The organism is Paenibacillus oleatilyticus, assembly GCF_018998565.1.
Taxonomy (GTDB): Bacteria; Bacillota; Bacilli; order Paenibacillales; family NBRC-103111; genus Paenibacillus_G; species Paenibacillus_G oleatilyticus.
Window position 1 is genome coordinate 179,154 of the sequence record NZ_JAHNZO010000010.1, and the last position, 15,090, is coordinate 194,243.

The 15,090-nt window shown below is 46.2% G+C and carries 21 protein-coding genes; 16 read left to right on the forward strand and 5 right to left on the reverse strand.

Going from position 1 to position 15,090, the window contains the following annotated elements; all coding sequences use genetic code 11:
- Nucleotides 1–20 precede the first annotated feature (20 nt).
- Together KQX66_RS15220 and KQX66_RS15225 are read left to right on the forward strand one after the other, a co-directional pair.
- Nucleotides 21–1,706 carry a DUF6138 family protein gene (locus tag KQX66_RS15220; protein WP_216793690.1) on the forward strand — a complete coding sequence of 562 codons (1,686 nt, stop codon included), beginning with the start codon at nt 21–23 and terminating at the stop codon, nt 1,704–1,706.
- A 48-nt stretch (nt 1,707–1,754) separates the two neighbouring features.
- Entirely contained in the window at nt 1,755–2,855 is a 1,101-nt protein-coding gene (locus KQX66_RS15225) for a WD40 repeat domain-containing protein (RefSeq protein WP_216793691.1), read from the forward strand.
- A 59-nt stretch (nt 2,856–2,914) separates the two neighbouring features.
- Here the strand turns inward: KQX66_RS15225 and KQX66_RS15230 are convergent, their stop codons facing one another.
- The 3 genes from KQX66_RS15230 to KQX66_RS15240 all read right to left on the reverse strand — a co-directional run bounded on the left by KQX66_RS15230 (nt 2,915) and on the right by KQX66_RS15240 (nt 4,034).
- Complete coding sequence (locus tag KQX66_RS15230; RefSeq protein WP_216793692.1) at nt 2,915–3,076, reverse strand: hypothetical protein; 162 nt, start codon at nt 3,074–3,076, stop codon at nt 2,915–2,917.
- A 15-nt stretch (nt 3,077–3,091) separates the two neighbouring features.
- Nucleotides 3,092–3,241 (reverse strand): hypothetical protein, encoded by a 150-nt coding sequence (locus KQX66_RS15235; protein ID WP_216793693.1) that lies wholly within the window; start codon nt 3,239–3,241, stop codon nt 3,092–3,094.
- 601 nt (nt 3,242–3,842) lie between these two features.
- Nucleotides 3,843–4,034 (reverse strand): sporulation protein Cse60, encoded by a 192-nt coding sequence (locus KQX66_RS15240; protein WP_036694019.1) that lies wholly within the window; start codon nt 4,032–4,034, stop codon nt 3,843–3,845.
- A gap of 261 nt (nt 4,035–4,295) precedes the next feature.
- Here KQX66_RS15240 and KQX66_RS15245 point away from each other — a divergent pair, with 261 nt between their 5' ends.
- From KQX66_RS15245 to KQX66_RS15275, 7 genes are all read left to right on the forward strand, one after another.
- On the forward strand, nt 4,296–4,715 hold the full coding sequence (locus KQX66_RS15245) for an SMI1/KNR4 family protein (RefSeq protein WP_216793694.1): 420 nt from the start codon (nt 4,296–4,298) through the stop codon (nt 4,713–4,715).
- Nucleotides 4,715–5,065 (forward strand): hypothetical protein, encoded by a 351-nt coding sequence (locus KQX66_RS15250; RefSeq protein ID WP_216793695.1) that lies wholly within the window; start codon nt 4,715–4,717, stop codon nt 5,063–5,065. The genes KQX66_RS15245 and KQX66_RS15250 overlap by 1 nt, the downstream gene beginning before the upstream one ends.
- A 93-nt stretch (nt 5,066–5,158) precedes the next feature.
- Nucleotides 5,159–5,794 carry a DUF2185 domain-containing protein gene (locus tag KQX66_RS15255; RefSeq protein ID WP_216793696.1) on the forward strand — a complete coding sequence of 212 codons (636 nt, stop codon included), beginning with the start codon at nt 5,159–5,161 and terminating at the stop codon, nt 5,792–5,794.
- A 49-nt stretch (nt 5,795–5,843) separates the two neighbouring features.
- Complete coding sequence (locus KQX66_RS15260; RefSeq protein WP_216793697.1) at nt 5,844–6,080, forward strand: zinc ribbon domain-containing protein; 237 nt, start codon at nt 5,844–5,846, stop codon at nt 6,078–6,080.
- Between the two features lie 21 nt (nt 6,081–6,101).
- On the forward strand, nt 6,102–6,839 hold the full coding sequence (locus tag KQX66_RS15265; RefSeq protein ID WP_216793698.1) for a tRNA(His) guanylyltransferase Thg1 family protein: 738 nt from the start codon (nt 6,102–6,104) through the stop codon (nt 6,837–6,839).
- Between the two features lie 2 nt (nt 6,840–6,841).
- Nucleotides 6,842–7,276: an AAA family ATPase gene (locus KQX66_RS15270; protein ID WP_216793699.1), complete on the forward strand. Its 435-nt coding sequence runs from the start codon at nt 6,842–6,844 to the stop codon at nt 7,274–7,276.
- Nucleotides 7,277–7,297: 21 nt separating this feature from the next.
- Entirely contained in the window at nt 7,298–7,726 is a 429-nt protein-coding gene (locus KQX66_RS15275) for a GTP pyrophosphokinase (protein WP_216793700.1), read from the forward strand.
- 4 nt (nt 7,727–7,730) lie between these two features.
- Here KQX66_RS15275 and KQX66_RS15280 read toward each other — a convergent pair whose 3' ends face one another.
- Entirely contained in the window at nt 7,731–8,111 is a 381-nt protein-coding gene (locus KQX66_RS15280; protein WP_216793701.1) for a PilZ domain-containing protein, read from the reverse strand.
- 188 nt (nt 8,112–8,299) lie between these two features.
- On the opposite strand from KQX66_RS15280, the gene KQX66_RS15285 reads away from it, so the two are divergent.
- From KQX66_RS15285 to KQX66_RS15315, 7 genes are all read left to right on the forward strand, one after another.
- Entirely contained in the window at nt 8,300–8,611 is a 312-nt protein-coding gene (locus KQX66_RS15285; protein WP_216793702.1) for an ArsR/SmtB family transcription factor, read from the forward strand.
- A gap of 96 nt (nt 8,612–8,707) precedes the next feature.
- Nucleotides 8,708–9,856, forward strand: a complete 1,149-nt coding sequence (locus KQX66_RS15290) for an MFS transporter (RefSeq protein WP_216793703.1) — start codon at nt 8,708–8,710, stop codon at nt 9,854–9,856.
- Nucleotides 9,857–9,945: 89 nt separating this feature from the next.
- On the forward strand, nt 9,946–10,350 hold the full coding sequence (locus KQX66_RS15295; protein WP_216793704.1) for a CBS domain-containing protein: 405 nt from the start codon (nt 9,946–9,948) through the stop codon (nt 10,348–10,350).
- Nucleotides 10,351–10,415: 65 nt separating this feature from the next.
- Nucleotides 10,416–10,748, forward strand: a complete 333-nt coding sequence (locus KQX66_RS15300; protein WP_216793705.1) for a hypothetical protein — start codon at nt 10,416–10,418, stop codon at nt 10,746–10,748.
- A 292-nt stretch (nt 10,749–11,040) separates the two neighbouring features.
- Nucleotides 11,041–11,712 (forward strand): hypothetical protein, encoded by a 672-nt coding sequence (locus tag KQX66_RS15305; protein ID WP_216793706.1) that lies wholly within the window; start codon nt 11,041–11,043, stop codon nt 11,710–11,712.
- 85 nt (nt 11,713–11,797) lie between these two features.
- Nucleotides 11,798–12,100 (forward strand): ArsR/SmtB family transcription factor, encoded by a 303-nt coding sequence (locus tag KQX66_RS15310; RefSeq protein ID WP_216793707.1) that lies wholly within the window; start codon nt 11,798–11,800, stop codon nt 12,098–12,100.
- A 142-nt stretch (nt 12,101–12,242) separates the two neighbouring features.
- Nucleotides 12,243–13,448, forward strand: a complete 1,206-nt coding sequence (locus KQX66_RS15315) for an MFS transporter (protein WP_216793708.1) — start codon at nt 12,243–12,245, stop codon at nt 13,446–13,448.
- A gap of 569 nt (nt 13,449–14,017) precedes the next feature.
- Here the strand turns inward: KQX66_RS15315 and KQX66_RS15320 are convergent.
- Nucleotides 14,018–14,806: a class I SAM-dependent methyltransferase gene (locus tag KQX66_RS15320; RefSeq protein WP_216793709.1), complete on the reverse strand. Its 789-nt coding sequence runs from the start codon at nt 14,804–14,806 to the stop codon at nt 14,018–14,020.
- Between the last annotated feature and the right edge of the window lie 284 nt (nt 14,807–15,090).

A 15,090-nucleotide genomic window follows, 5' to 3' on the forward strand; every position in this document is an offset into this window, starting at 1 on the left:
GCGGGAGGCGGGACGATCATATGGATAGCATGCTGGAAGATCTCATCAACGAAATGAAGCAGGCCATTGTGCAATGGTTCGAATTCATTGGCGATAAGGATGCGGAACAAATTGTGAAGCGTACCCCGCTGCAGGTCGGGATTCATGACTACGGCTTGTTGGAGTACGCCAAGGGCAGAGTCAGCGTGACGGACACGGAGCTCGATTTCTTGTCGCCGAAAGTCAAGACCCGGATGGATGAGCCGGCCGAGCTATTGTCGGAGGAACAAGTCCGGGAGCAGATCGTCCCGCGCTTGGCTGCATTCATGCAGCAGCAATTGGACAGCCTTCCGTCCCCGGCTTTAATCGATTATAACTTTACGTTCTGGGGAAAGTTTCGCGTGCAGGAAGGCGAAGTGACGCTCCCCATACTCCAGCATATCAACGAGGCGAAGAAGGAGCGGCTGCTAAATGCCATTGCTTCTTATATTCAAACGAAGCTCGACGACGGGAAATACCCTACCAAGCCGCTGGAGACGTTCTTTCTCTCCAGACACCTGCTCGACGAGAGCTTGTTTCCCGAGCCGGATGCCGGGCGGATCATTTCCGTGTTCGAGCACATTTTGGAGCTGAATAAAGGGAAGAAAGAGCGGATTGCCGAGCATCGTTCGAATATCGTGAGAGCTCTGCGGAATTGGGTGGAGGAGACGTTTCTTCCCCGCTATTTCGAGACTCGCAAGGATGAATGGCGCCAAACCGAGTACACGAGAAAAACCGATATTCAGCTTGAAGATACCGAGCAAGGGCCGATTGAGCTGTTGTTATATACGGCGGTGTCCATCATCAAATATGAGCCTTCTTACAGCAAAAGCACGGGCCTTGCCTTCCTGGAACGGGCCGTCGAGCTGGGCAGCGCCCGGGCATCCCGCTTCATGAAGGAAGGCAGCGGAACGTTTGCCAAGGAAGATGTATATTTCCGCAACGAGTTTGTGGAATGCACAGCCAATGACGTCTTCTCTACCGTAACGATTACCATGAAGCAGGAAGCCGAGGAGAGCTACGCGCGTGCGCTGCGGTTTATTTGCCGCTTGCTGCAGCAAGGGTTCCCCAAAAACTATCAGATTAAGCTGAAATCCAGCGTCAAGCAGTTCTTGCCCATCAAAGGATTGGCGAAGTCGGGGACACATCGTTTGTTCGCAAACGCCATGGAATACCCGAAGCTGCACCCGCTGCTTGAGGAATATGCCCGCGCAGCGATGGAAGAGTTCGAATGGTATGCGGATACGGAAGACGAGAAGAGCTGCATGCCGGGCAGCTATGCCGTCTTCGGCCTCGGATTGGCGGATCGGAGCTATTTTGCGCTGGTAGAGGATTATATGAAGCTGGTGGATGACGAGCACCAATCCGTGCAAAATGGCTTTACGACCGCCTTCGTCGAACAGTATGGCGTGAATGCGGAGACCATTCCCACGTTAGTGACGTGCTTGCTGCATAGCACCGAAGCGATTAAGCTGAAGATCAAGCCGGCGATGGAAGAGGAAACCAATGCCCGACTGCTGCTCGACCAGGTTAGCGGCCTTCAGCCTTATGAAGCGGAGCATATCGTTTATGCGATTTGGGGCGGCGTGGAGAAGCTTAGAGCTGTCGCGGCCAAAGCCAAGGGGGAGAAGGCGGCTTTGCTTACGGAGCTTGTGCAGGCTGCATCCTCCAAGAAAAGCCGGCGCTAGGCTACGTTAGCAGAAGGCTAAGCGATATAGACAAGGCGAGGGTGCTATATGGAAAGAACGTTAACGGACAGAATCAGCAATAAAACATGGTCGATTCGTCAAACCGGGAATCAAGTTGTCACTTCAAGCAACGGAGGCAAAGCGAAAGAAAAAGCCTTTGATGAACCGGGGCAAGCGGCAAAGTATGTACAGAAGGAAACGTGGAGCAGGCTGAAAAAAGGGTTTGTCCTGTATAACCCGCAGGCGGGAGCCGGACAGCCGGTCCTGCACCGTTATATCGGAGGCGGCTACACCGGGTTTATGCCGCTGGCTGCGATGGAAGATACGAACACGTTCTTTTGCAGCTATGTAGTAGGCCAGTTTGAAAAAGTAGAGATTTATCTCATGGACGATCAAGGGGAGAAACAAACAACCTGCGAGCTTCCGGGACAGCAATTAATCTTTGATATGCGGCACTCTGCCGAACAGAACGTACTGCTGTTAAATATTGACCATCATATTGCCGGGCTTTCTCTGGGCAATGGCGAGATGGAGTGGTACACTTCCAAAATGCCGGCGAGCACGCTGTCGGTATCCGGCTCGACGGCGCTCTGGTACGATAAGTCCAGCCTTGTCGTCTATGATCTGGGAACGAATACCGTCCGCTATACGAGACAAGTGGAGTGCGAGAAGTATGGCGGACATAGTACGCAGCTTTGCGCCGCATTGTCGCACGACGGCCGCCTGATGGCGTATTGTACGCGGACCGACGAAATCGGAATCGTCGATATGACGACCATGCAGGAGCACACAATCGCAAAAGACAAAAATGCGATGACGTCGAGCATGGCTTTTTCGCCGGACGACCGGTTGCTGTTCACGCAGGAGCAGTACGGTTCATGGTCGCTCAAGTGCTATGACCTGAATACAATGACCGGATACAAGGATTGGATAACGGCGGATATAAAAAGCTTTGCGATCCATGAACGCAGAAGGCTGCTCGCGGTGTACAATTACGGCAAGATTCAGCTGTTCGATCTCCATACCATGAAACCGATGATGGCATTTGAGGTCGAGCATGTCGTGAAAACCTGCACTCTTGCCTTTACACAGGATTACCTCGCCGTTTATACGGATTATGGCTGTGTGAGCCTCTATGCTCTTGCATAACTAAAAAACAAGCCGGAGCGCAATTTCGGTTGCACTTAGGCTTGTTTTTTTCATTTGCTTTATAGCTGATCCGCATTGGAAGACGGCTTGCCGTAGGGATCGAGATTTTCGTCTCCAATGAGATCCACATAATCTTTGGCGCCTTCGGGGACCGTCAATAAATCAGCCGCTTCCGCCGTAGTCTCAAGATTTTCAATACCTGCTCGGGTTTCTTTATCCATTGTTACCTCCTGTATTTATTCGATCGAATATCCATCCAATTTCTCGCGATCCCCGATTTTCTGGGTATCGTCCGTTCGAAATCCGTCACGTTCATGTGAAGCAAGGTCTTCATAGACCGTTTCGGGATTTCCGTCCGTTTCCTTCTCCAGCTTGTCTTGCGGCATGGCTTCATCTCCTTTACAATGGATATCATTTACAGCTGGTAGCATTTTTATTCTAAATTAAATAGACCGCCAAGCTTGGCGGGCCAAGTGTTGAGAAAGCGGGCAAATGAGGCTATAGAGGTTACGATGGGGTGGGGTATCCACTTCCGACCGCTCTTGTCCTCGGGAAATTTGATTGGAAGCCGCTAAGTAGCGGACATTTCCCGAAGACAAAGGCGGCCGCTGTCGCTTCTCCAGTGGATACCCCACCTCCGTATGTTTCTCTATTTGTGTAAAAGCTCACTTTCTAGACACTCTGGCCGCCAAGTATGGTGGCCAGAGTGTCTAGAAACCCGAGAAGTAAAAAATTCTCAGCCAAATAGAGATGGGGTATATCCCGTAAGAGTTTACGACCGTCTTTGAAACCCGTGAAAATACCGCTAATTTCAATCAAGTTCACGGGTGGATAGGGGGTCCCCGGAAAGTAATCGGAATATGCTTCCAAGTGTTACTTCACTTTCTGGGGGAGGGCAGCGGGCTGGAGGGATATACCCCACCGGCGTATGCAGAGAGTTTTTCTACGCGAAGCGGGTTTCTTAACAAACCCGCCAAGCATGGCAGCTTACTTATCCTGTGTCCGATAGACAACCAGAATCGTGCTTCTTTGATATTCCCCTTTGTCGGGTTTACTTTTGATAATCGACCCGTAGCTTATACTTACAATTTGATCTTCCGCCAATGTGGCCAGAAATTCATTGCAGCTTTTTTCGGCAAGCCTGACGTCGGAATCAAGAAACTCTTTCACTTGAATCATGCTTTTCACCTTTCTTGGCTTATGATTTTGACCCGTCATACATTAAATGTAAAAAACCGCTTTCATGCAGTAAGGCATCCCGCCCGATAGAGTGGAATGCCTTACCAAATTGACCATAACATATAACAACTATGGAGTCAAACCTGCTAGATTCTAACGATGGAATCCTATCCTATTGTGGAAATGAAATTTTGAATTGGTTATGATAGGAGAGGAAGCCATACATGCAAGAACCGGACCGAGGAGAGGGCGTTCATCCAAATGAGATATAGCGGCATTCGTGAGATCATCGAAAGAGAGCCTTCGAGGCATCAGTTTGAAAAAATATCGGAAGCGGAACTGGAAAAAGAAATCATCGACGGGATTCCGCAAGATTTTGTTGATTTTTTGAAAGAAATCGGACAGGGGACTTTGGCTGATGAATTTTTCCAATTTTTCGGCTGTTTAGTGCAGGCTGATGAGTTTTACGATGAGTTAATTCGTGAAGAAGACCATGAAGAGCTCAAAGACGTTCTACTATTTGGACGTATATGTACCGGCGATGCGGTAGGTTTTTTAACAACGGATGAGTGGTCTATTGTCGAAATATGGCACGACGATGATCTAACCCTTCATCCCGTAGAGGAAGCGACTTTTGAGGAATATATCAATCATTTGTTTTCGCCCAAAGGAGAGCACTAATGGATGAGAAATTGCTTAAAAAAATTGTAATGAATGTCCCTTTTTCCTATCCGCTGGCGGAAGGAACCACGATTCAAAAAAATGCCAACGATCCGAAGCTGCAAGTGAAGTGCTGTTATCTTACCGTCGTGAATAAAAGCGATCATACGGGAATCGAGGTTTTTATTAAACCGGACATTTATTTCTTGATTACGAAGGCCACTTATAATTATGACACCTTTGAAATGACCGTGGTCAGGCAGCTGGAGAATATCTCCGTTCACTATAGTGGACTTCCGGATTACATCGGGCAAGAAAATATGAGTCTGATTGACGACCGGCTGACTTATTATTTATTTAAATCCCTGTAGCGGGTGAAAATACATTTTTCATGATGAGGATCATGTTGAATGTATTTTTCGTATTGGCAAAAAAGTTAATTTTAACGGGAGCGTGGGGACTTCATGGCCTGGATACTGGATAATGCCGTCGACCGTCATAAAGAAGCGCCGTATACGTTTTATATTCCGGGCGAGGAAGTCTTGTACCGGCTGCAGGCGGGCGACTTGGTCAAGCTCATCTTTATGGCGGAAGAAACGCTGGATAACGGCTGTGGAGCCGAAAGAATGTGGGTGAAAATTGTCGAGCGGAATGCGTCCGATTTCCGTGGGGAATTGGTCAATCATCCGGTATACTTGGAATCTCCGCAATATGGAAATATGATTTGCTTCAACTCGGTACATATTTGCAGCACGCAATTAGAGGACCCGCGCGCGAAGGAAATGGATTATTATTTTGACTACAAGGTCATTGTGAGTAATGACGTTCTGGAACGAGAACAATTTAATTTTATGATGAAAGATGACCCCAACAATGAACATGACACGGGATGGGTGTTTTTCAGCGGGTACGAGGATGACGACTATAACGCGGACAGCGCAAATTTTCAAGTCGTTTCCTTGGGGGTCGTATTAAATATGGACGATTCGATCATTCCTTATCTGGATGCCGCGCCTCCAAGCGCCTACGAAAGAGATTTGGAATCCGGCAAGTTTGTATTCGTCGAAGATTATGATTGGGACGCGTACTATGATGAATAGTTAAGCTTTGAAGTTGATGAATAAAGCTGGCCAAAGGGGGTCATAAAAAATGGTAGAATGTCCGCACTGCGCGAAGCCTACGGCATTTCAAAGGCACTGTTCCCATTGTGGAACAATTATACAGCATACGGTCGAAGAGAAGTTCGAGCTGCTTAGCGAAGCTGTCGAGAAGGCACTCAAGAAAGAACGCCAAAAGCGAAAAAAGAAGAGGCGGATCAAACTGCTTATTGCCGCGGTCGTCATTTTGCTGGCCGTTTATGTAGGGGTAAAAAGCGTCGGATCCTAAAACATGAGAAGGGGGCAAGCCATGAAAAAAGATGAGTTTGGAAACCGGATGAAGGAGTATGAGCATGCGTTCCGACACAGTCTACCGCGCCGTCTCCCGATTATTATCAGAATCGACGGGTGTCATTTTCATTCTTTCACCCGAGGCATGATGAAGCCCTTTGACGAGACATTGACCCACGCTTTGTGGGAAACGTGCAAATACCTTGCACAAAATATTATGGGATGTAAAATTATTTATCATCAAAGTGACGAAATTTCCTTATTGCTCACCAATTATGATAAGTTAACGACCCGGTCATGGTTTGAAAACAATATCCAAAAGATCGTTTCCGTATCCGCCTCCATGGCGACGGCCAAGTTTAACGAAGAGATGCGAAAGATCGATCCGGATAAGCCTCTGGCGACCTTCGACAGCAGGGCTTGGGTGCTTCCGCACGATGAAGTGACCAATTATTTTGTGTGGAGACAGCAGGACGCCACGAAAAACAGCATATCGATGGTCGCCCAGGCCAACTTTCCGCATAAGGAACTGCAAGGACTCGATGGAAAGCAGCTTCAAGACAAGCTTTTCCTGGAGAGAGGCATCAATTGGAACGATCTGCCCGTATGGCAGAAGCGCGGAGCATGTATCACCAAGCAGCAGTATTATAAAGGCGAAGCTTTAAGAAGCAAATGGGATGTGGACCACGAGACGCCGATCTTTTCGCAGCACAGGGAATACGTGAATCAGTATGTTTATTTGGATAAGGGGGAGTAGGCTTGGAGTGTGTCCTGTTCATTGGCATTCAGGCTTCCGGCAAATCGACCTTCTACAAAGAAAAGTTTTTTAATACGCACATCCGAATTAACTTGGATATGCTGAAAACCAGACACCGAGAAGACATCTACGTGGCCGCCTCCATCGAAGCGAAGCAGCCGTTCGTCGTCGATAATACGAATCCTACCGCCGAGGATCGAAAAAAATATATTGAGGCCGCGAAGCGGGGAAGGTTCAAGGTAACCGGCTATTATTTCGAGCCGGATTTTGCGGAATCCATGAAGCGCAATGAACTGAGGGCAGGGACCGAAAAGATTCCGGAAGTCGGCATAAAAAGCGTACTTAAGAAATTGACTCCGCCCGACGCCGATGAAGGATTCGACGAATTGTATAAAGTGATCTCGCAGAACGGCAAGTTTATCGTATCAGAGCTATAGCCCCGTAAAGGAGAATGCGACATGTCGGATTTAACCAAAGCGATCCTTATCGCTACAGCCGCTCATCAAGCTCAGTTGGATAAGGGCAACCAGCCTTACATTCTTCATCCGTTACGTTTGATGCTGCAAGCGCCGGATAACGACTCAAGAATCGTTGCCGTTCTGCACGACGTCATCGAGGATACGGACGTGACGATTGAAGCCCTCAGGCAAGAAGGCTTTGCGGAGCATCTTCTGGAGGCTCTCGATTGTCTCACACGCAAAGACAACGAGACCTATGAGGAATTCCTTCAGCGAATCAAGCCCAATGCTTTGGCTAGAGTTGTCAAACTCTTGGATCTGGAAGACAACCGGGATGTCCGAAGAATAAAAAGCCTTTCGGAAAAAGATTTCGAGCGCCTGCAAAGGTACGAGAAAGCCGTAAATTATCTGCTTGCCAAAAGCCCGTAACTCCTTAATTTACCGTAATTTTTCGTAACGCCGTTAACGTTCGCAGTCCCGCATGCAGATGTCTTTTTTCGGACTCGTTCATCATAAATTTCACGCCGTAATGATAGAGCGCGTTCGTAGATTGCAGCTGCCAGCGAAGCGAACCGTTGAGTTTCAAAAGCTCTTCTTGCAGCTGCACATGCAGAATGATCTGCAGCTTGTTGCTGGCCGCGTTCAAATTTAAAGGAGTCACGATTTTACACCCCGAGTTGCTGATATCCATCAAGGTTGCTTTGACTGGTGTGCTCGACGTTGAATTGCCGTTAATATTCGTAACTTCGAAATAGCAGACGATCGGAGAATTTAAACTATATCTAAAAGCATCGCTTCGCTTGTTGTGATACATGACGCACCGCCTTCAATAGTATTGGATTGCTGCCCCACCATTGGTATGGTTTATACATATATCGGTAATTATGATCAATTATTTAATCTTTTTATAATAACTACAAGAAAAGAATTGTTTAACGAAGGCAATCATGTTCCCTGATATGTCAACTTTACAAATCTACAAAAATAGATATAATGATGCGTATGGATCCTTTATTGATATATAAAGCGTTGTCTAACGAGACCCGTCGTCAAATTATGGTGTGGTTAAAAGACCCGGAGCAATATTTCGATAAAACTCCCTATATCGAGCACGGGATCGATTTCCGCATCGGCGTGTGTGTATCGGATATTCAAGCGAAAGCGGAGCTTGCCCAATCGGTCGTGTCCAACTATTTGTTAACGATGCAAAAAGCCGGCTTGTTGGAAGCGGAGCGGTATGGAAAGTGGACGTTTTATCGTCGGAACGAAAAGATCATTCAGCAATTTGCCGAGTATATTCGGACCGAACTTTAAAAAAGAAAGGAGGGGCGCTCTTTTTTTATTTTTTTGCATATTCATATCTATATATATGTATTTGAAGATTAAACGGGAAATGGAGATTTGTGAGAAATGAACAAGATCAATCCTTTGCTTATCCTAGTTCTTGCGTTAGGCGTATTCGGAATTATCACGACGGAAATGGGAATTGTCGGGGTGATGCCCCAGGTTACGCAGAAATTCAACATCTCTGCCTCGCAGGCCGGGTGGCTGGTCAGCATATTTGCTTTGGTCGTTGCAATCTCAGGCCCGTTCCTGACGCTGCTCGCCTCCGGTATGAACCGTAAATTCATTCTAATGACCGCAGTGCTTTTGTTTGCGATTTCCAATATCGTGTATGCTTTTACGACGAGATTTGACGTCATGCTCGCTTTCCGCATTATTCCGGCTATTGTTCATCCCGCTTTCTTTTCCGTTGCGCTTGTGACGGCAGCATCGCTCGTTTCTCCGGAGAAAAGCGCCCGGGCGGTCACCAAGGTTTTTGCCGGCATTACGGTCGGGTTTGCCTTCGGCGTGCCGTTGACTTCCTATCTGGCGGAGAAGGTCTCGCTGGAAGCCGCTTTCCTGTTCGGGGCTGTCGTCAGCCTCGTGGCCTTTATCGGGATTTGGGCCTGGCTTCCCTCGATGCCGGTTCAATCCAAGCTGTCCTATGGCGCTCAGCTCGGTATTTTGCGCAAGCCGGCATTGTGGCTAAATATCGCGGCAGTGACGAGTATATTCGCCGCGATGTTCTCGGTGTACAGCTACTTCGCCGAATATCTCGGGCAAGTCACCCATATGAACGGCTCCTGGATCAGCATGATGCTGATGGTCTTTGGAGTGATTATGATTCTGGGCAATTTCTTATTCGGGAACTTTTTGCAAAAGAGCGTTCTTCGAACGACCATTCTCTTTCCTGTAGTTTATATTGCCGCTTACCTGCTGATTTATTATGCAGGAGGGTATTTCATTCCCATGACCGTGATGATTCTGCTATGGGGGATCGTGCATTCCGGCGGGCTTATTGTCAGCCAAAGCTGGCTCATGACCGAGGCGCAGGCGGCTCCCGAGTTCGGCAACAGCTTGTTTGTTTCCTTCACGAATCTCGGCATAACGATCGGAGCGTCGGTCGGCGGCTGGTTTATCGGGCAGTTGGGAATCCATCAGTTGATGTGGAGCGGGATCGGGTTTGCCCTGCTGGCTTTCCTGCTCATCACCGTAAAAATAAAACGGTTTTCATAGCAAGTTTTTTCTTTCTTCCAGGTATGCTAAACTTAGTAACATAAGGAATGCGACCTCTAGGACCAAACTCGGAAGAAAGGAGCTCTACGATGCAAATTTCCGATTTTCTGTTCCCCAAGGACAAAGTGGCCTATATTATCTCGACCGCTACGATGCAAGAGGCTTTGAACAAGCTGGAGCAAAGCCAATACACGGCCATTCCCGTGATTGATGGGGAGGGGAAATACATTGGCACCCTCTCGGAAGGGGATCTATTCTGGAAAATGAAGAATACTCCCGGATTGAATTTTCAAAACCTGGATATAATTCAAGTTCATGAAATTAAGCGCCGTATTCATAATGAGAGCGTTTCGATCAATGCGCACCTGGACGATATGCTTCATCTGGCTGCCGATCAGAACTTCGTTCCCGTCGTAGACGACAACCGGATCTTTATCGGGATCATCCGGCGCAAAGATATCATCGAGTATTATACGAACAATATTACGGATTAACCGTTAGGGCAGGCCGGGTAGAGTTCGAAGAGAACACCGTCATTTTTTTCAAGGGAATACCCGGCTTGAGAACCTTATCGTCAAAGGCGATCTGCACGCGCAAAATATGGGAAACGAAGGAGGAGGAACGAAACGGAATCCCGAACGTGACGCTGCAGTACAGAGGGCGTTACATCGAAGGGAAAGATACGGAGAGGCATTCTCTCGACGATACTTCTCCCGAGCCGTTTCGTCTTTTGCTGCAGCGCGGCTGGCCTGCACTGCTGACTGCCGTATCCCGGTTCGAATATTACCGCAGCTATGTTAAGCCTGAGCAAATTAGCGAGATCCTCTCCCTGCCTCTGGTAGAACCGCTCCGAAATCGTCGAAATCCTTCATCAGGCCAGCAACGGGTATGAGCATAGGGCGATGCCGAACGATGATTGTCTAAGAACGCACTCATAAAGAGTATTACATATTGCAATTCCGGAAGAGTCCCCTCGAAGTCGACACTCTTGAAAGAGTGAGCTTGGAGGGGACTTTTCTATGGCGAAAAAGAGACATCTGAAAACGGGTACATTTAAATAGAGTAGATTAATAGTTAAAATATTGTAGATTAATTGAATAATATTGATATATTGGAAATATTATGATATTTTTGGTTTAGTATATTGTGCACATTATACTAAACTATCATTAAGGAGTGACTTTATGAAAAAGCTTTTGATTTCCGCTATGGTTACACTCACCTTGATGGCGCCTACAAACATTTTTGCAGCTTCGCCCGATTCTGTTGCTTCCATTGCAGCGGCTGAAAATAGCGGCTCTGCTTGGGTTGCGAGATTCCCCGGTTCCAAAAGTGTCGATGATCTGAACGACCCGTTTAAAAGCAATGTCAAAAGATTCATAGCCGCACTACAAGAGGCAGGCATTTCGACAAGCATCGAATCTACTTATCGACCGGAAGAGCGGGCTTATTTGATGCATTGGTCTTGGAAGATTGTGAATAAAAAGGTGAGCCCGAAGGATGTGCCTGCCAAGGCCGGCGTCAATATCAAATGGGTACACGATAATGATGATGCCAATTACAGCAAATCGATCGCCGGAGCAAGAGCAATGGTCAACGGCTACGGGATCTCGAACTTGAACGTCGCACCGGCGCTGAACTCCAACCATACCGCAAGAAACGCGATAGATCTTGGTACGTCTTGGTCGAAGTCCAGCGTTGTGATCAAGGATGCGAACGGCAAAAAAGTAACGATCGATTCCGGCGCCAAAAATAGTACAAACGCAACATTGATTTCCGTAGCCAAAACGTATGGCCTGGTCCATTACACGCCTGTAAATGACGATAAAAACCATTTTTCTCCTAATGGACGTTAGGTGCAGTCGAGAGTCGAATTTATTCGACTCTTTTTGTTGTATTAAAATACTTGACATATCTATAATTTGCGATATTATAATGTGTATGGAGCCGATTGAAATTTTCAAAGCACTGTCCAATGAGTCCAGGTTGCAAATTTTGCATTGGTTGAAGGATCCCGAAAAACATTTTACGCCCCATGAAGGGATTGATATGAGGAAGATCGGGGTATGTGTTAGTCAAGTCACGGAAAAGCTGAAGATGACACAGTCCACAGCTTCCCAATATTTGTCGATACTCCAGCGGGCAGGTCTGATCACGACGGAACGGATCGGCAAGTACACGTACTTCAAAAGAAACGAGGAGACGATTCGCGAAATCGGCGCATTTTTTAACAACGAAATCTAACGACAACAAAACTGAATGCTCTCCTGAGGATTCGGTTTGTTTCAAGTCTACATATCGACAAATTATAATATGTAGATTATTTATGTATAACAAATCGACAATTTATAATATATAGATGTGAATTAAATAAGGAGTGGTGAAATTGAAGGCAAGCACTTGGAAAGTTTATTTTTTGGCTATTGTCAGTTTTTTGGTAGGGACATCCGAGTATGTCATTTCAGGTATTCTGGATAAGATCTCGGATACGATGGGGATCTCGATCACTTCGGCTGGGCAGCTTGTTACTGTTTTTTCGTTTGTGTATGCGATTTGCACTCCCATCCTGATGGCCCTGACGGCAAAAATGGAGAGGCAAAAGCTGCTCGTTGCTGCGCTAGGAATCTTCGTATTCGCCAATATTTTGTCTTTTGTTCTGCCGGGATTCGGACTTTTTGTCCTTGCACGCGTGATCATGGCTTTAGGCGCAGGAATGGTTGTTGTCACCGCCCTGGATATAGCAGCGAAAATAGCACCCGAAGGTAAACAGGCCAGTTCCATTGCAACCGTGGTAATGGGGTTCACGACGTCATTAATTATCGGTGTTCCTCTCGGACGCATGATCGCTGCGGCATACGGCTGGAAATCGGTATTCGGTTTCATCGCCATAACGGGGCTTCTGGCCATCTTTGTTCTATACAAGACGATCCCGCAAGTGAAAGGGGATGCTCCCGTACCTTTATCCAAGCAGCTTGCTCTTCTAAAAAACAAAAAAGTGGCGCTTGGACTCTCGATCACTTTCTTCTGGCTTGGAGGTTACTCTATAGCGTATACCTACATTTCTCCTTATCTTCTCAAGGTTGCCGGCTTGAATGAAGAAGTGTTGAGCGGAGTTTTATTGGCGTTCGGTGTGGCCAGCTTAATCGGCTCCAAATTTGGCGGCTACAGTACAGATAAATGGGGAGTTTCTTCCACGTTAACCGGGGGCATGCTTCTGCACATCGCGGCTCTCATTTTACTATCTGTTACCATTGCTCTAACGGATTCTTGGTTGTTCGTTGTCGCCGTACTTGTATTATGGTCATTTGCAGCGTGGTCATCCGGCCCTACGCAGCAATATAATCTGATCCGAATCGAGCCGAATTATTCGGGAGTCATGCTCGGACTCAACCAATCCACGATGCAATTATCGATGGCAGCAGGAGCGGGAATTGGCGGTCTCGTCGTGGATCGGGTATCGTTATCATCCATTCCATGGTTCGGGACGATCGGTGTTGCGATTGCAGTTATGGCCTCGTTTTTATTATTTTCATGGATAAGAGGGGAGGCCGGAAAAGTAAGCAAGCCGCAGAAACATGCTCTGTCGGACTGATTCGGATGTACAGGTGCTCCCCCAATCGATCAATCGGCAAGCCAGCGGGATGTTTTCCATCTATGGTGGTGGCCGCGAGGCCATGTGGGATTAGACTGAGATAGCAAGTTATAGACTGGCGCGCCGGCAACGATGGCCGGGAAGAACGGCTGCAGTTGGCCCCTGGTTCTTCCGGCGAAGTCGGCTTTGCGGTCGGCCGAGTAGTCTAATGTAGTGTAGTGCTTAGGAAAAACAAATAAGCCCATAACCGTATTTTGGAAGCAAATTAATTTTCCAATTTATAAGGATATGGGCTCTCTTTGATTCTAAATAAGGCAGTGTAGGCTCCCGTTACTTATAAAACATCATCATCTGCTAATTCATCGGCCTGGAGTTCGAAAGCTTCTAAATTAGCCGGGATCTTTGATCTTACTTTATTGCAAGATACTTTTTGAATTCTAAGTATGTTGAGAAACGTTCTATGTCACCAATTGCCCGATAAATGTATTCGGTAACAACTCTGCTAAACCGTGATGCGTATAATATAAAGATTGCGGCTTATATAACCGCAAATTATGCTTAATTACCGATTAAAGTTTTCTTGCTTTAAAAACGAAGGACAAGGGAAACATTTTTGCATTGAAAGCAGAATGATATTTCTTTTCAACTTTACTCTCACTTTCAAGGGTTTGTTTATCAGTTTCTTCTATCATTTCCTCAATAAAAAATCCTGCTTTAGATAAAGCGTTAATATACGTTGAAATTTTCCTTTTACTGAGTGAAATATCAAAGCCGTATTTTTCAAACGTAAAAAGATTTTCATCGTAATAAGAGCTTTTAACTACAAGATTATCTTCTTCAATTTCCATACATCTCATAACAGGGTGATCCCAGCTAAATATAAAAGTACCACCTTTTTTTAAATAAGATGCGATTAAATTAAATGTTTTTTGTAAATCGGTAGTCCAGCCGATTGCATATATTGAATAAACAATATCAAAATAACCCATCGGTAAACCTGGATTCACTTCCATGGGACTATTGAATAAATGTGCTTCATACCCGCAATCTTTTAAATAACGGGTTGCATTTTCAATTTGCTGTGTTGACATATCAAGTCCCCAAAGTTCTGATGCATTATGGTCACCAAGATATTTAAGAGAGTGCCCACTTCCACAACCAATTTCAAGAACTTTTTTACCAGACACATCACCAAACAAATGTAAATCTTCTTCGGATGGTATCAAGCATCCGAGTTCCGGGAGTGCAGTTACACCGAACCATTTGTCAGCAGTATTATCCCAAAACTTTTTATTTTGTTCTAAAACCCCATTATTATCAAGAGTGTTTTTTCTTGAACTTAGTAATATATTGCTCATTTAAACATCCCCTTAATTCTTGGTTTTGAATGTTACCTATCGTAAAATATAATATCTTTTTTTACAAACCTCAAAAACGCATGTTCGCTATTTTGCATAGATTTACACATTCGCATTACAATGCCTGAATTTAGGATTTTCAGAAAATAATAACTCTGTTTATCTCTAAAAACCTTAGATTTCCCCATCTTTCCTCTGTTGGCACATTGAGTTGAACTGCCCGTCCCTCGGTTCAATAGAAAGGACGTTCCCGCGTCTTCAATTGGGCCACGTCCTCCTCATTG

Bases quoted from the DNA above. Each gene is read 5' to 3' on its own strand.
- KQX66_RS15220 (WP_216793690.1), top strand. From the start codon at position 21: ATGGATAGCATGCTGGAAGATCTCATCAACGAAATGAAGCAGGCCATT.
- KQX66_RS15225 (WP_216793691.1), top strand. From the start codon at position 1,755: ATGGAAAGAACGTTAACGGACAGAATCAGCAATAAAACATGGTCGATT.
- KQX66_RS15230 (WP_216793692.1), bottom strand. From the start codon at position 3,076: ATGGATAAAGAAACCCGAGCAGGTATTGAAAATCTTGAGACTACGGCG.
- KQX66_RS15235 (WP_216793693.1), bottom strand. From the start codon at position 3,241: ATGCCGCAAGACAAGCTGGAGAAGGAAACGGACGGAAATCCCGAAACG.
- KQX66_RS15240 (WP_036694019.1), bottom strand. From the start codon at position 4,034: ATGATTCAAGTGAAAGAGTTTCTTGATTCCGACGTCAGGCTTGCCGAA.
- KQX66_RS15245 (WP_216793694.1), top strand. From the start codon at position 4,296: ATGAGATATAGCGGCATTCGTGAGATCATCGAAAGAGAGCCTTCGAGG.
- KQX66_RS15250 (WP_216793695.1), top strand. From the start codon at position 4,715: ATGGATGAGAAATTGCTTAAAAAAATTGTAATGAATGTCCCTTTTTCC.
- KQX66_RS15255 (WP_216793696.1), top strand. From the start codon at position 5,159: ATGGCCTGGATACTGGATAATGCCGTCGACCGTCATAAAGAAGCGCCG.
- KQX66_RS15260 (WP_216793697.1), top strand. From the start codon at position 5,844: ATGGTAGAATGTCCGCACTGCGCGAAGCCTACGGCATTTCAAAGGCAC.
- KQX66_RS15265 (WP_216793698.1), top strand. From the start codon at position 6,102: ATGAAAAAAGATGAGTTTGGAAACCGGATGAAGGAGTATGAGCATGCG.
- KQX66_RS15275 (WP_216793700.1), top strand. From the start codon at position 7,298: ATGTCGGATTTAACCAAAGCGATCCTTATCGCTACAGCCGCTCATCAA.
- KQX66_RS15280 (WP_216793701.1), bottom strand. From the start codon at position 8,111: ATGTATCACAACAAGCGAAGCGATGCTTTTAGATATAGTTTAAATTCT.
- KQX66_RS15285 (WP_216793702.1), top strand. From the start codon at position 8,300: ATGGATCCTTTATTGATATATAAAGCGTTGTCTAACGAGACCCGTCGT.
- KQX66_RS15290 (WP_216793703.1), top strand. From the start codon at position 8,708: ATGAACAAGATCAATCCTTTGCTTATCCTAGTTCTTGCGTTAGGCGTA.
- KQX66_RS15295 (WP_216793704.1), top strand. From the start codon at position 9,946: ATGCAAATTTCCGATTTTCTGTTCCCCAAGGACAAAGTGGCCTATATT.
- KQX66_RS15305 (WP_216793706.1), top strand. From the start codon at position 11,041: ATGAAAAAGCTTTTGATTTCCGCTATGGTTACACTCACCTTGATGGCG.
- KQX66_RS15310 (WP_216793707.1), top strand. From the start codon at position 11,798: ATGGAGCCGATTGAAATTTTCAAAGCACTGTCCAATGAGTCCAGGTTG.
- KQX66_RS15320 (WP_216793709.1), bottom strand. From the start codon at position 14,806: ATGAGCAATATATTACTAAGTTCAAGAAAAAACACTCTTGATAATAAT.